The organism is Acinetobacter marinus, from assembly GCF_900096915.1.
GTDB lineage: Bacteria > Pseudomonadota > Gammaproteobacteria > Pseudomonadales > Moraxellaceae > Acinetobacter > Acinetobacter marinus.
In genome coordinates this window covers 333557-348115 of the sequence record NZ_FMYK01000003.1, presented here as the reverse complement: position 1 = coordinate 348115, position 14559 = coordinate 333557, and the positions used below count along the sequence as shown (strand labels likewise).

Below are 14559 nucleotides of genomic sequence, written 5' to 3'. Positions count from 1 at the left end.
ATCATGAAAATTCGAGCCGATTTGATCAAAGTATCGAAAAATTTACACACATGGGTCGGCATCACTGCGGGCATTTTTCTGTTCATTTGCTTTTTTGCAGGTGGACTGACCATGTTCCAGCATGATTTAAGTCGTTGGGCTGCCCCGCCTGAGCAACGTTTGGCGCCCATCAAACTGAATCAATATGACGATTTGGTTCAGCAAGTGCGCACTCAGCATCCCGAAGCCTTTGCACAAGGATTTGAGCTCAATTTTGCCTCAAAAGAATTGTTTAATGCGCCAATACAGTGGGAGCCTGTGCATGCCGATGAGGCGCATGATGATCATCACGAGATCGACATTGCACAAGGTCGGATGCTGGCAACCTTAGATGAGCAAGGACAATTACTCGTCGCCCAAGAAAATGTTTCCAAAGTCGGCTGGTTGATCGAACAACTGCATGAAACCGCTGGCGTGCCTGGCATGTTAGGGCACCATACGCTGGGCGTGTACATCATGGGCATTGTCTCAGTACTGTATTTTCTGGCAATTATGTCTAGATTGATCGTACTACTACCAACACTGGTCAAAGACTTTTTTGCCATCCGCAAAGGCAAGAATAAAAAGCGCTTTTGGCTTGATACGCATAACGTGGTTGGTATCGTCAGCCTACCTTTTCATATCATTATTGCAGTGACGGTCATTGTCTTCGCCTTTCATGACTTACTGTATGGCGCAATGGGGACACTTGCCAAGCAAGCACCTTTTGACCGTACGCGTGCCGAAGTCAGCTTAGTGGCTGATCCTCAGCTGAACATTGCACAGCTCTATCAAAAGCTATCGCAAACTGCGCCAGAATATCAAATCATCGGCATGCGCATGAATAATTTGGATACACCTCAAAAAGCCAATGTTTCTGCAGCCTTGTATAGTCCAGATCAAATGTTGCGTGGTGATAATTTCGCTATTGTCAATTTTAATCCCTATCAATCGACACCGATCGACACCGCAATGCTCACTTCTGAAAGTGGTGCACTGGATAAATTAATCAACTCCATGTTTGCCCTGCATTTTGGAAACTTTGGTGGCGACCCAACCCGATGGATGTATTTTATTCTCGGCATTGGTGGAGCATTTTTATTTTATTCAGGCAATATTCTGTGGGTAGAAACACGCCTGAAAAAGCAAAAAAATCCAAATCTGCCTCAACCACAACAACGCAAAGATGTGATGTTTATGGCAAATCTCACCATCGGCACCTGTCTTGGCTGTGTGCTTGCTGTGTTTGCCAGCTTACTGTTTCTGCGCTGGGCATATGTGATCAATCCTGAGTTACTCAGCATCAATCATCTGATAATGTATAGTTACTATGTGCTGTTTGTGCTGAGCGTGGTCTATGCTTTTGTGGTTGGTGCAGCCAAAGCCTTACCACAATTCTTCCTGATCATTGCACTGATCTTGTTTGCGATTCCTGTGACCAGCATGATTGCTGTGCTGATACCACAACTCGGCTTGTGGCATGCAGGTGTTGATCTAATCTGGATTGATGTGTTCGCATTGATTTTTGCCTTGGCATTTTGTCGCTTTTATCAGCAAGCACGTAGCCGTGCCCAAGTTGCACCTGAAGGTTCAATTTGGTCACCGATCAAACTCAAACAAATCCCTTCGGAAAGTTAGTTGCTTCACGCCAAACACAAGCGCCAAAGAAAATAATCACTCAACAAAACTGCTGAAATCAAGATCATTTCAGCAGTTTTTTTATTTCTGAGCCTTTTATCCCGCATTGACCACTTGATAAATTGCCGCTTTCATCTGATGGGCTTGTAGACCACGCTCACCATGTTCAGCCAAGATATCCCCTGCCAGCGCATGCAATGCCACCACTTCAGCTAAAGTAATGTCATCTGAAAACTGTGCTTTTAACCCTGCGATCATGCCTGCCAAGACATCGCCCATACCCGCCGTAGCCATACCCGCATTGCCAAAGGCACACACATTTAAGCGATCTTGCGCTAAGCTCAGACTGGCGGCGCCTTTCAACACCCAAGCACCGCCATAGCGCTGGTGTAAATCCTGAATTGCCTTCACCCGATCGGCTTCAATCTCAGTAGCTGTACACCCCAATAATCGTCCTGCCTCGGCACTATGTGGCGTCATAATAAAATGTGGAGGTAATGGCAAATGCAGAGGTAATGGAAAACATGGTGTGTTCCATTCTGCAAGCCACCACAACGCATCAGCATCCAAAACAATGTCTTTCAGTTTGGAGCGATTGTTCTGGGTAAAGAGTCCATCAAACATATTTTGAACATGCTGTTTCGCCCAATCATCACGTCCAAGCCCCATACCAAAACACACGGTATCGACTTGACTCAGCAATTGATGTAACTGATCTTTGGTCAACAAATCAATGTCTAATACCATGATATTGGGGCTTCGTGCCAAAATTGCCGCATGATGCTTACCATGACACAATACCGTCAACTTACCCGCACCCGTTGCCATTGCAGACTCAGCCGCCATAATCACTGCACCACCCATCGAAGCATGTCCGCCAACCACCAACACATGCCCAAAATCTCCCTTATGCGCAAAGGGACTCCGTTTGGGTAAATGCGGTGGTGCAAAGTCAATTTGTGCAACCGATTCCAATGCATGATCCCGTGGTATCAGATCGATACACTGCAACTCGCCCACATAGGCTTTGGCTTGACCGATCAACACGCCGAGCTTGAGACCGAGTAAACATAAGGTCCAATCTGCTCGTACAGCGATCGGCATCGCCTGCCCCGTATCGGGATGCAAGCCACTTGGAAGATCAACGCTGATTTTATAGCCTGATTGTGCATTAAACAGTGCTATCAAATCCTGATTGGACTGACTCAACATTCGAGTTAAACCAATGCCAAATAACGCATCAATATGTACCTGTGCCTGAACATGTTTGAGCTGTTCAATTTCATCTATCAACGGAATCTTTGCATCTAACGCCGTCTGCCGTGCTCGCACTGCATCGGGTGTAGAAGGCGCTTGCGGTGCGAAAATCATTATTCGTATTGCTGTGACATTCTTTTTATTTTCAAATAATTCAGATAAATACGTGGCGATGAGATAACCATCACCCGCATTATTGCCTCGACCACACCACAGCAAAATATTATGATGCTGATTACAATAATCCGTATTTAAGCGATTAAAAATCTTGACCGCCATCAACCACGCAGCCTGTTGCATCAAGCCATAAGACGAGTTGCCTTGTGCAAACCATCGCTGTTCCCATGCTTGAATCGTTTGGGCAGTATAAATCGGTTGGGCAAGACGAGGATTCATAGTAGATGTCATTTTTAAATCAATCGCATCCATTGTAAGCGTAAAAAATCATGATTGAAATGCACTGTCTTGGCACTGCTGAAAGCATGCAATGGGGTTATGAAACACTTCCTTTAGCCCAAAATATAGCTCAAAAAACAATCAATATTTTTGTGACGAACTTCAAGTTATTTTATATTAATCATTTTAATTCAATGGTTTATAATTTTTAGCAAGGTGGTTGAATTTTTACAAAAGAAGCGTATAGTGCGCACTATCTGTTTCAAAAGAATCCATTTGTATGAGTTTATTGCATCGTTTTGTATTGTCTAATCAACATCAAAATACGCAGCGCAACCATATCGCATGCATCGAAAATGACTATGCTGGCAAATCTTGCGAGCAACTTTTTCAAATCCTTGGCAATACCACTGATCAAGAATTAATTTCTGGCTTAAAGAAGTTGCTATTGTCACGTGGCTATACCCGCAGAGAGATTCAACAAGTGATTCAACCTGCGATCAACTGATCGACCACAGGCAAAAAAATGACGCTTGATGCGTCATTTTTTTATTCAAAATAATCTGTCGTTGGCGGTGCAATCCCCTGCAAACCTTGTTTTAAAATATCCGACCATTCCTTGCGAACACCTTGGAAATAGGCATCATTTTCGGTCACCCGTTTGCCTTTAGGTAAAGTCAAACTATTGGCAGGATAAACCATCACATCTAAAGGCATGCCGACAGAAACATTGGAACGAATGGTGGAATCAAATGAAATCAAGGAACAGCGCAATGCCTGATCGAGTGGTGTATAAAAGCTCAGTGCACGATCCATAATCGGCTTGCCATATTTGATTTCACCAATTTGGAAATACGGCGTATCCATGCCCGCACGAATAAAGTTCCCTTGCGGATAAATGTTATACAGCTCCATCTCCTGCCCAGCGATTTGCCCACCAAGCAAAATACTACAGCCATACATATTTTCTTGCTCAGGGCTTTCCGAGACATTTTTCATGACACGGCGCAAACTGGCACCGATCATCTCCGCCGCCTCAAACATACTGCCTACGGTATTCAAATTTGGTTCGATCTGTGCAGCAATCTGATGCTGTAATCGTGTCACCACCGACTGTGTCGTGGCGAGATTACCTGCGGTTTGCACCACCATAAAGCGTTCACCTTCAATACCAAAACGAAATAATTTGGTAAATGAAGAAATGTGATCAACCCCTGCATTGGTACGGGTATCGCTGATAAAAACCATGCCTTCTTTGAGAAGCAGTGCAACGCAATAGGTCATTTCCCATCAATTCCTAGATCAAAGTATCCTAAACCAGCATCATAATTCATTCTTGTGTTGAAACATGATAATTTTTCGCCTCATTGGTCACACTTTTTGCAATGAATGAGGTTTTTGATCATATTGATTCAACGCACCTCACTTCAGAAAACACGAGGTGAGGTGCAACAGATTTCAACTTAACATGCGAGTTCTTAGCATGCCAAGACTTAACAAACCAAGACTAACATGCAAGCACTTGGACAAAGGTTTCCATATGTTCTTCAGCGCCTTGCTCACGTACACCACGGATCGGCGCCACATCGGCATAATCCCGTCCAACAGCGAGCTGAACATGACATTGTGGGGTAAATAACTGATTACTGACATCATAGCTGTGCCAATGTCCGTCAATATACACTTCCGCCCATGCATGGCTGGCAAGATGTTGACCTTGTTCGACAAACAAATAACCTGACACATAGCGAGCAGGATAGCCTAGGTAACGTGCCATCGCCACGAAGACTTGAGCATGATCTTGACAGACGCCACGCCCCTGTTCAAAGGCTTCGGCTGCGGTGGTTTCTACCGAGGTCTGACCAGGCACATACGGAATCTGTTCCAACAAGGCCTCAGCCAAATCAATCAAATGCTCATTTTTGGTATCCACACTATGCATATGTGCAAACTGAATCATCTCAGGACTACACTGCGTCTGCTTGGTTTGTTGCAAATAAATCAGTGGATTAATGCGGTCATCTTTGGCGTATTTGGCATTAGGATCAATCTCAACCATTCCCTGCGCCATGATCATCAACTGTTGATATTCAAAGCGCTGTGAGCAGGTCAACCATTGATTACCAAAACCATCAAGCTGTTGAATTTTTTCACCCGGCGCACTAATGCCCCAATGTAGGATTTTTTGATTATCCGTATCTTGTGGCAACATCCGTAAATATTGCATGGCATTTTTCACAGGTGTTTCATAGCTATAGAGCGTTTGATGGTTAATTAACAGTTTCATTCGCACACCTCAAAATTCGCCGCAATATCATCATTGATCCCGTACAAACTGCTGACCGACTGATCTTCTAAAAAAGTCGCCCACGAACGCTCACAAGATCCCCAACCATTGGCATCGAGCATCGATAAAATGGTGGCGACTTTCTCAGTTTGTGCATCCGTGACCTTTTCCAAGCGACATTGCTGATCCAAAATTTCCATTTCATGCCCAAGGCTATAAAATAAAAATACTTGTTGCTGTTCGCCTTCTAAAATTTCGGCACAGCGTCCAATCACACTACAAATCGACTCAGCTTTTTCATCTTTCAGCTTGGTGATTTGATTGAGCTCTGAATAGGTATGTGGCAATAACACTGCACGTAACTGCTGAATATTATTTTGAATTTGATGAAATTGAGTGGCGACTGAAAACGCCTGCTGCGGATCCATATAGATCGCATTCAAGCTATTGGCATCCCATGCTGGCAAACAAAACGCATTGGCAAACTGCACCGCAGTCTGATCGTTTTCAAAAGGGAGTACCTGACAGGCAAACTGGATGCGAGACAAATAACGTCCCAGCCAATAAATACTTTGTGCCGCTGAACTGAGTAATAACATGTTATTTCTCCTTATTCTTTATAATGCAAATGATCGCTTCATCGAAATACATTAGAAATTTTTAAAAATTGACCGAATCATCAAAATATCTGTAAACCTTCGCTTCACGCATCGTAGCGATTTGAACGATACATGCCTTGTAACGCTCAAATACGCATTCGATGTGATATCGATCAGGTATCTACCACCCATGTATCTTTGATACCACCGCCTTGCGATGAATTGACCACCAAAGAGCCCTCTTGCAGTGCCACACGAGTCAAACCACCAGGGACGATACGCATTTCCTGTGGTGAACTAAGAACAAATGGACGTAAATCGATATGACGATCAACAAAGCCTTGCTCACTTAAAATCGGCGATACCGATAACTTTAAGGTCGGCTGTGCAATATAAAGATGTGGGCGGAACTTCAACTTTTGGCGGAATTCTTCGATTTGCTCCGCTTCGGCTTGTGGACCGATGAGCATGCCGTAACCACCCGAGCCTTGCGCTTCTTTGACCACCAATTTTTCCAGATTCGCCAAGACATAATCTAGCTCTTCTGGCTTACGACATTGGTAAGTCGGCACATTTTTTAGAATCGGTTGTTCGTTGAGATAGTAGCGAATCATGTCATCGACATAAGGATAAATCGATTTATCATCCGCAACCCCTGTACCTGGTGCATTGGCGATGACCACCGTGCGATTACGATAGGCAGACATCAGCCCCGCAACACCCAAAATACTGTCGGCACGAAATGCCAGTGGATCAAGGAAATCATCATCCAAACGACGATAAATCACATCGACTTGCATGCGCCCTTTGACCGATTTCAGATAAACCTTGCCATTTTCGACAAACAAATCCTGAGCGCTGACCAAAGGTATATCCATTTCACGTGCTAAAAACGCATGCTCATAAAACGCACTATTAAAATGTCCCGGTGTCAAAATCACGATCAGCGGATTGTCCACATCGGTGCTTTCCAGCAAGGTCTGTTTCAATAATTGTGGATAATGCTCTACACCTTGCAGTCGATATTGACTACAAATTTCAGGCATCAGTTTTTCACTGATTTTGCGACTTTCTAGCATGTATGACACACCTGATGGCGTACGCAAATTATCTTCTAGCACGAAGAAATCACCGACTTCATCTCGGATCAGATCGACACCGCTAATGTGCGAATAAATTTTGCCTTTGACATCAAAATTCAGCATCCACGGTTGATAGGCTTCATGTTGTAGCACTTGTTCCGCAGGGATAATGCCCTCTTTTAAAATTTCCTGTCCGTGGTAAATGTCATTGAGAAAGGCATTGAGCGCTTTGACACGCTGTTTACAGCCCTCCGAGACGATATCCCATTGTTTTTTTGCAATGATTCGTGGCACGAGATCGAGCGGAATAGTACGCTCTGTGCCTTCTGCATCGTTATAAACAGTAAAGGTAATACCTTGATAAACAAAATGTTGTTTGGCTTGATGGTTGAGAGATTCAATTTCTGCCAATGATTTATTGGCAAGCCATTGTTGGATTTGCGCAAACTCTTCACGAATGGTGCCATCACTATGGCGCATCTCATTGAAAAATTGGCAATTGTCGAGATCTGCTACTGTACTTTCTTTGTCAGCTTTGGGTGATGCTGTGTCCATTGATTGGTCAATCGTATCGAGCATATTCACCCCCCTTGTGGTTAATGATTGTTGCAAAATACTCAAAGCAATTTAAATGCCATGTTATTTTTAAGTCTTTTCAAAATAGCACAACTGGCGCACATTTTTGAGGATATAAGACGAATTGATTATATTTTTTACATGAAGTTTCAATGAGATAAATTGTTACATTGACGCTGCTGATTTTTTTATGCACAATCAATTTTGCTCGACAATTTTAGCCCTTAATTTTTGCAATGATATGAAGCAGTTATCAGCTACGCTTCATTGATTCACTCAAAAACAGCAGATTTAGAATAGTAGATTTAGTACATTATGGCGAAAAGCAGACTCGATCCCAAAGCCGAAACAAAAGCGGAAAAGGAAACAGGCAATAGCCTACATCGCCAATGGCAGATTTTGTCTCGTCTGCCCAATGGCAAATGGATTGGCACACGTGACTTACAAGAGCAATTACAACGTGAAGGCATCGACATTAGCCTGCGCACGATTCAACGTGATCTCAATCAAATTGCCGAGCGCTTCCCGATTGAAAATAATGGCGCAACACCGCAAGGCTGGCGCTGGAAATCCGATGCACCAATACAGAGCATTCCGCACATGAATAGCTCGCAAGCAGTGACCTTTATGATGGTTGAGGAGCATCTCAAACATTTATTACCACCAAGTCTCTTGGCTGAAATCAATCCGTGGTTTGATCTCGCTCGAAAAAGTCTGTCATCACACCAAAATAATGTACGGCAATGGATTAATCGTGTGCGCATCATTCCTGCGACACAGCCCCTCATTCCACCTGTGGTCGATCGCAAAGCGCAAACTGCCATTTATGAAGCACTACTACAAGATCGCCAGCTCGAATGTATCTATGTAAAGCGCAATGCGCAAAAAGAGGAAAAAACTTATGTACTGAATCCGCTGGCATTGGTACAACGTGGTGCGATTATTTATCTGGTGTGTACCCGTCAGGACAAATCTGAGGTACAAACCTTTGCCCTGCACCGTTTTAAATCGGCAACGGTTTTGGACAGTCGAGCATTGCATCCTGTTGGTTTTGATATCGACCAATATATCGATACAGGCACATTAGGCTTCCGTGTTGATCTTGAGCAAGCTACTGAAGACGTGCAATTGGTACTACATATGCATCAAAATGACGCAATGACCTTTATCGAATCCAAATTGTCTAAAGATCAGCAGATCACCGATCTTGAAGATGATATGAAACGTATTAGCGCAACCGTGCCATTTAATCTCCAATTGGTCTGGTGGCTACGAGGCTTTGGAAAAAAAATCACCCACATCGAACCAGCACAAGTCGCTGAATTAGTTTGGGAAAATTCACAATAAATTAAAAGCGTGATATGTAACATGCGGTGCAACCCGCAAGAAAACTTTAAATTGAATGATTTCAGCGAATGATGACTTTGCTTAAATAAAATACAAATCATCACTGACTATTAAAAAAATAGATGCTCCCCCTTGTATTTTTTCAAAAATGCTTCACTAATGGTGTATGACAAAATTATTTGTCACTCATTAGGAGTGCATATGACTGATATCGTTAAAGACCAAGTGATCGTTGAGGAACAAGAGATTCCTGCAACTTTACCCTTACTCGCATTGCGTGATGTTGTGGTTTATCCACACATGCAGATTGCGCTATTTGTTGGTCGTGAAAAATCAATTAATGCGGTTGAAATCGCTCGCAATAGTGACAATTTGGTGTTTGTAGTTGCGCAAAAAGACTCACTCACCGAAGACATCGACCACAGTAATCTGTATCAATACGGTACGGTGGCGCGTATCGTACAAGTGGTCAATCATGAAAATGATGACAATTGCATCAAAGTGTTGATCGAAGGCTTGCACCGCTCAAAATTGGCAACCATCATCGAAGGTGATGAGTATCTCCAAGCTGAACATACGATTAGCCCGATGCATAATCCGCTCAATGAAGAAACCCAAGCAACACGTTTGCAAGAGTTGAATGCACTATTTGCACAATATGCAGAAGCAAAATTGCGTAATGCCCGTGAATTGATCACTGCGGCTGAGAAAATCACTGATCTTGCGCAGCTGATGTTCTTCGTGGCGACTCGTGTCCCGCTGAGCATTGAAGTGAAACAAAAATTCTTGGAAATTGATGACTTTGAAGCACATCTACAAGAGTTGATGACGTATCTATTGCAACAGTCTGAAGAGCAAGAGATCGAACAAGGTCTACACGACAGCGTAAAACGTCAGATGGAAAAAAATCAACGTGAATACTTCCTCAATGAAAAGATGAAAGTCATTCAACGTGAGCTATCTGATATGAACGGTGGCGGCGAAGATGATGTTGCCGAGATCGAAAAACGTCTTGCCGAAGCCGACTTACCTGAGCATGTGCGTAAAAAAGCTGAAAGCGAATTCCGTAAACTCAAAGGCATGCAACCAGCATCTTCTGAATCTGCGGTGGTGCGCAACTATCTGGAAGTGATCCTTGATACACCGTGGAACACAGCCAGTAAAGTCAGCATCAACTTGAATAAAGCACAGCAAATTCTCGATGAAGATCATTATGGCTTGGATGATGTCAAAGACCGTATCGTGGAATATCTTGCAGTGCAGTCACGTGTGAAAAAATTACGTGGTCCGATCCTCTGCTTAGTCGGTCCTCCAGGTGTCGGTAAAACGTCGCTGGGTGAATCGATCGCCAAAGCGACTGGACGTGAGTTCATCCGTATGGCGCTCGGTGGTGTACGTGATGAAGCGGAAATCCGTGGTCATCGTCGTACCTATATTGGTGCGATGCCGGGTAAAATCGTGCAGTCTTTAAATAAAGTCGGCGTGAAGAATCCATTATTCTTACTCGATGAAATCGACAAGATGGCACAGGACTATCGTGGCGACCCTGCGTCTGCATTGCTTGAAGTACTCGATCCATCACAGAACAACAAATTTAATGACCATTATCTTGATTTGGACTTAGATTTGTCAGAAGTGATGTTCATCTGTACAGCCAATAGCATGAACATTCCTGAAGCACTACTCGACCGTATGGAAGTGATCCGCTTACCAGGTTATACCGAGGAAGAGAAAGTCAATATTGCTGATCGCTATCTTGTACCAAAAGCGATCAAAGACAATGGCTTGCGTGCAAAAGAGCTGTCTGTGCATGAAGAAGCGATTCGTGACATCGTGCGCCACTATACTCGTGAAGCAGGTGTGCGTAGTCTAGAACGTGAAGTCTCGAAGATCGCCCGTAAAGTCGTGAAGCAAGCGGTGGCGAACAAAACCAAAAACTTGCAGATCGACGTGACTCAAGAGAACTTGCCTGAGTACTTAGGCGTACATAAGTTCGACTACGGTATCGCAGAAACTGAAGCGCAAATCGGTCGTGTCAATGGATTAGCGTGGACATCAGTCGGTGGTGAGCTATTGACCATCGAAGTGGCTGCAGTGAAAGGTAAAGGCAAATTCATCACCACAGGTTCACTCGGTGATGTGATGAAAGAGTCGATCACTGCGGCAATGACTGTGGTACGTACTCGTGCTGATGAGCTGGGTATCGAGTCTTCTCGCTTTGAGGAAACCGATGTGCATGTGCATTTGCCTGAAGGTGCGACACCGAAAGATGGGCCTTCAGCAGGTCTAGCTTTAACAACAGCGTTGGTATCAGCATTTACTGGGATTCCAATCCGTGCTGACATTGCAATGACAGGTGAAACGTCACTACGTGGTCATGCCCTACGCATCGGTGGTCTGAAAGAGAAACTCCTTGCGGCACATCGTGGTGGCATCAAACAAGTCTTTATCCCTGAGGATAATGTCCGTGACTTAAAAGAAGTCCCTGACAATGTTAAAGCAGGTATAGACATCAAAGCGGTGAAAAGCATTGATGACATCTTGCCACTGGCATTGACTGAGAAGCCAAAGCCACTACCGAAAACACCGATCGTCAAAGCGGTGGATGAAGGTAAAGCCGCACGTCATTAAGCTGCTGATGTCAAAACAGATAAACCCTGCGCTACGGCGTGGGGTTTATTTTGTATTTATTACTATGAAAAATTTAAACTTACAGTCAATTCGCTTTGAGTGGAATGGAAATGTGGTTCGCCATGACTTAATTAATTGGCATATAGGTTTCGAGATAATCATTGATTTTATCACCCAGCTTATTTGCCACCTTTCTATCACGGTTCAGCGCATGTCCAGAATTTGGAAAAATGATTACATCGTGGATGATGCCTTGAGTTTTCAACGCCTCAATTAATGCTGCGCTTGCAGCAAAAGGCGCAACTTTATCTAAAGCACCATAAGCCACTAAAGTCGGCGGTGCTTGAGGTGTGAGCAGTGCCGAAGGCGTAATGGGCTTGAGTATATGTTGAAATTGTCCAGTACGCATCATCTGTGCAGAAACATGCTCTCCTGTCATGATTGATACAAAATTTGCACCCACAATTGCTGTCTCATCTGAAACATAATGATTATCCAGACCAAACCATTTACTCGGATCAAATGATGCTGGACCGACCATTGATATCACCATTTTTACTGGAATTGGTGCTTGCTCAGCATCCCGATAAGCATAAATCATTGCTAAAGTTCCACCTGCAGAACCACCCGCAACAGCCATTCCATCAAGGTTGAAACCTCTTTGCTCAGCCTCTAGAACGATCGCCGAAATGCCCTGTTTGATTTCTTCAGACATCTGTAGCACATTGACGTTATTATTTTCTTTGCGCAGTGAATAATTTATGGTTGCTGTCACATAGCCTTTGGAACTAAAGTATTTTGCAATATGCTCATCATCAGCCTTATCTCCTCCAGTAAAACCGCCTGCATGAATATAGACAACCAGTTTTGTCGCTTTGTGTTGATCTCTAGGCAAATAAAGATCAAATTTATTCAATGCTCCTCGTGAATATGGAATGTCTTTAACAATAGTGCCCATCGAGTCATCCCAATTGACTTGTTCGATACCTGCAAAACTTGGCGAAAGGAATGGTGTTAAAAAGATGCCAAGAGCGAATGAGAAGATAAATGTAAGGAGGTATATCATTCCCCATGTTTTTTTTATCATCAAAACAACCTACCGCCTAGTATGAAATCAAGGAATAAATTAAGGCTTAACCACCCTGAAAAAAATCCAAATACCACGAGAATACTGACTATCAGCACTCGCTTTTGCCATGTTTTCATATCAATCCTTTACGACACATCACAGTGAGTCAATCAATTGCCTTTTATACGAACATCTTGCCAATTCGTGTTCTGCTTTATTTCAGGTTGCCTTCCTGCAAAAACCTGTTTTGCTTGGTTGTCGCCATTTAACGTGTATAAAAACCAAGCTGTCATATAGCCATTGCTGATGTATAGCATTGCTCCATGATCTTGCCCTTTTCGTTGGGCTACAACGCTTAGCGTGCTCTTGCTGGTTTTAGCCTGATTTTCTATCATTGATGCGATGGGTGCAATTTTTTGGTCGAAAGCCCCATCTCCCGTAACGGCAAAGTAGGGTTGGCGGACTTTCCACGGCGAGAATTCAAACAAATTTGCTTCGCCTTCTCTTCTAGTTGAACTGGCAGTATAAAGTGAGCGCACCCTATTGCTATTAGGCTGATTGGTAGCGAGATTAATCGCACCTGCACCGCCTTGCGAGTGTCCTGCCACGCCTATCTTGTTGATATTGATTTTTTGAAATATCGGGCTTTTTTTATCTTGGTTTAGTTTCAGTGCAAAGTCCAAAGATGTTGAAGCCCCTTTTCCGCTCCACGAAGAGAGCTCTTCAGAGCCTATCACGATGAAGCCCCAGCTAGCCAAATGTTTAAACACGGGTAAATATTTGGAAGAAGGCGTACCACTACCATTAACCATCACAACTAACGGGAATTTTTCTCCTGATGGTGCATTTTGGGGGTAATAGACGGTAAATTCTTTGAGCTCATTGTCGTTAACTGGATATTTGACGGAATTCACCGCATATTTTCCAAATGCACTATACTGTTTTTCGAGCGGGGAGGATGTTTGCACACTGGTGATTTTTTCTTCTGTCAGCGTAAGGGCTTGTTCAAGCGCCGCACAGCCTGTCAGACCAAAAAGTAAGGCGCAAGATGTAATTAAGATTTTTTTCATTTAAATTTCCTTTGAATGTAAAACCTGACCATATACAGCAGACCATTCATGATTGTGCAATATGCGTCTGGACTCAAGTATTTAGACCATCACTATGAACTAGCCCACTCCTCAAAAACATTACCCATACTTTTTGAGGAGTCGTTAACCATCAAATCATTTCGATGTATCTAAAAGTTTTAATCCAGCAAAGATTTCTTCAATGGTTAAAAACCCATCCTGATCTGTGTCAAATGCTGTAAATTTCTTGGCAACATCGGGATTTGCCTTTTCAATTTCAGACTTAGATAATTTACCGTCGTGGTTTACATCTGCCGCTGAGAAGGATTTTTTGATTGCCTCAATCTGCAAAGTAATGATCCGTTGCATAAAACTTTCTTTATCAGATTGCGTAAGATTTTTTTGTGGCGCTTCGCCAACATATGCTGTTTCAGCTGATGACATAGTAGATACAAAAACAAGAGATACCAAAAGTGGTGTGATCAGTTGCTTTTTCATAATTGACTCCTTTGGCGTTGATGCCATTGAAATATTGAACAATAAAAAATACATAGATGAAGCCTCTCTCACTTTGACAGTACGCCTAAAC

At 43.3% G+C, this 14559-nt stretch carries 12 protein-coding genes; 4 read left to right on the top strand and 8 right to left on the bottom strand.

Going from position 1 to position 14559, the window contains the following annotated elements; genetic code table 11:
- Nucleotides 1-3 precede the first annotated feature (3 nt).
- Nucleotides 4-1656 carry a PepSY-associated TM helix domain-containing protein gene (locus tag BLQ60_RS07655; protein ID WP_092618320.1) on the top strand — a complete coding sequence of 551 codons (1653 nt, stop codon included), beginning with the start codon at nucleotides 4-6 and terminating at the stop codon, nucleotides 1654-1656.
- A 96-nt stretch (nucleotides 1657-1752) separates the two neighbouring features.
- Here the strand turns inward: BLQ60_RS07655 and BLQ60_RS07650 are convergent, their stop codons facing one another.
- Entirely contained in the window at nucleotides 1753-3321 is a 1569-nt protein-coding gene (locus tag BLQ60_RS07650) for an NAD(P)H-hydrate dehydratase (RefSeq protein WP_244515989.1), read from the bottom strand.
- Between the two features lie 268 nt (nucleotides 3322-3589).
- Here BLQ60_RS07650 and BLQ60_RS07645 point away from each other — a divergent pair, with 268 nt between their 5' ends.
- A complete protein-coding gene (locus BLQ60_RS07645) occupies nucleotides 3590-3817 on the top strand; it encodes a hypothetical protein (RefSeq protein WP_092618317.1) in 228 nt (75 codons plus the stop codon).
- 41 nt (nucleotides 3818-3858) lie between these two features.
- Here BLQ60_RS07645 and BLQ60_RS07640 read toward each other — a convergent pair whose 3' ends face one another.
- The 4 genes from BLQ60_RS07640 to BLQ60_RS07625 form a co-directional block, all read right to left on the bottom strand.
- On the bottom strand, nucleotides 3859-4593 hold the full coding sequence (locus BLQ60_RS07640; protein WP_092618314.1) for a proteasome-type protease: 735 nt from the start codon (nucleotides 4591-4593) through the stop codon (nucleotides 3859-3861).
- 223 nt (nucleotides 4594-4816) lie between these two features.
- Entirely contained in the window at nucleotides 4817-5596 is a 780-nt protein-coding gene (locus tag BLQ60_RS07635) for a transglutaminase family protein (RefSeq protein ID WP_092618311.1), read from the bottom strand.
- Entirely contained in the window at nucleotides 5593-6195 is a 603-nt protein-coding gene (locus tag BLQ60_RS07630; RefSeq protein ID WP_092618308.1) for an alpha-E domain-containing protein, read from the bottom strand. The genes BLQ60_RS07635 and BLQ60_RS07630 overlap by 4 nt, the downstream gene beginning before the upstream one ends.
- A 173-nt stretch (nucleotides 6196-6368) precedes the next feature.
- On the bottom strand, nucleotides 6369-7856 hold the full coding sequence (locus BLQ60_RS07625; RefSeq protein WP_092618305.1) for a circularly permuted type 2 ATP-grasp protein: 1488 nt from the start codon (nucleotides 7854-7856) through the stop codon (nucleotides 6369-6371).
- Between the two features lie 312 nt (nucleotides 7857-8168).
- On the opposite strand from BLQ60_RS07625, the gene BLQ60_RS07620 reads away from it, so the two are divergent.
- Nucleotides 8169-9200 carry a helix-turn-helix transcriptional regulator gene (locus BLQ60_RS07620; protein WP_092618302.1) on the top strand — a complete coding sequence of 344 codons (1032 nt, stop codon included), beginning with the start codon at nucleotides 8169-8171 and terminating at the stop codon, nucleotides 9198-9200.
- A gap of 201 nt (nucleotides 9201-9401) precedes the next feature.
- Nucleotides 9402-11831 carry an endopeptidase La gene (gene lon, locus BLQ60_RS07615; protein WP_092618299.1) on the top strand — a complete coding sequence of 810 codons (2430 nt, stop codon included), beginning with the start codon at nucleotides 9402-9404 and terminating at the stop codon, nucleotides 11829-11831.
- A 127-nt stretch (nucleotides 11832-11958) separates the two neighbouring features.
- Here lon and BLQ60_RS07610 read toward each other — a convergent pair whose 3' ends face one another.
- From BLQ60_RS07610 to BLQ60_RS07600, 3 genes are all read right to left on the bottom strand, one after another.
- Nucleotides 11959-12918, bottom strand: coding sequence for an alpha/beta hydrolase (locus BLQ60_RS07610; RefSeq protein ID WP_092618296.1), 960 nt, complete (start codon nucleotides 12916-12918; stop codon nucleotides 11959-11961).
- Between the two features lie 152 nt (nucleotides 12919-13070).
- Nucleotides 13071-13970: a poly(ethylene terephthalate) hydrolase family protein gene (locus BLQ60_RS07605; protein WP_092618293.1), complete on the bottom strand. Its 900-nt coding sequence runs from the start codon at nucleotides 13968-13970 to the stop codon at nucleotides 13071-13073.
- Between the two features lie 156 nt (nucleotides 13971-14126).
- Nucleotides 14127-14468, bottom strand: coding sequence for an EF-hand domain-containing protein (locus BLQ60_RS07600; RefSeq protein WP_171259077.1), 342 nt, complete (start codon nucleotides 14466-14468; stop codon nucleotides 14127-14129).
- Between the last annotated feature and the right edge of the window lie 91 nt (nucleotides 14469-14559).

What these genes read in the sequence shown, in the direction of transcription:
- BLQ60_RS07650 (WP_244515989.1), bottom strand. Translation starts at nt 3,321, where the DNA reads ATGACATCTACTATGAATCCTCGTCTTGCCCAACCGATTTATACTGCC.
- lon (WP_092618299.1), top strand. Translation starts at nt 9,402, where the DNA reads ATGACTGATATCGTTAAAGACCAAGTGATCGTTGAGGAACAAGAGATT.
- BLQ60_RS07600 (WP_171259077.1), bottom strand. Translation starts at nt 14,468, where the DNA reads ATGAAAAAGCAACTGATCACACCACTTTTGGTATCTCTTGTTTTTGTA.
- BLQ60_RS07605 (WP_092618293.1), bottom strand. Translation starts at nt 13,970, where the DNA reads ATGAAAAAAATCTTAATTACATCTTGCGCCTTACTTTTTGGTCTGACA.
- BLQ60_RS07655 (WP_092618320.1), top strand. Translation starts at nt 4, where the DNA reads ATGAAAATTCGAGCCGATTTGATCAAAGTATCGAAAAATTTACACACA.
- BLQ60_RS07620 (WP_092618302.1), top strand. Translation starts at nt 8,169, where the DNA reads ATGGCGAAAAGCAGACTCGATCCCAAAGCCGAAACAAAAGCGGAAAAG.
- BLQ60_RS07625 (WP_092618305.1), bottom strand. Translation starts at nt 7,856, where the DNA reads ATGCTCGATACGATTGACCAATCAATGGACACAGCATCACCCAAAGCT.
- BLQ60_RS07645 (WP_092618317.1), top strand. Translation starts at nt 3,590, where the DNA reads ATGAGTTTATTGCATCGTTTTGTATTGTCTAATCAACATCAAAATACG.
- BLQ60_RS07640 (WP_092618314.1), bottom strand. Translation starts at nt 4,593, where the DNA reads ATGACCTATTGCGTTGCACTGCTTCTCAAAGAAGGCATGGTTTTTATC.
- BLQ60_RS07630 (WP_092618308.1), bottom strand. Translation starts at nt 6,195, where the DNA reads ATGTTATTACTCAGTTCAGCGGCACAAAGTATTTATTGGCTGGGACGT.
- BLQ60_RS07635 (WP_092618311.1), bottom strand. Translation starts at nt 5,596, where the DNA reads ATGAAACTGTTAATTAACCATCAAACGCTCTATAGCTATGAAACACCT.
- BLQ60_RS07610 (WP_092618296.1), bottom strand. Translation starts at nt 12,918, where the DNA reads ATGATAAAAAAAACATGGGGAATGATATACCTCCTTACATTTATCTTC.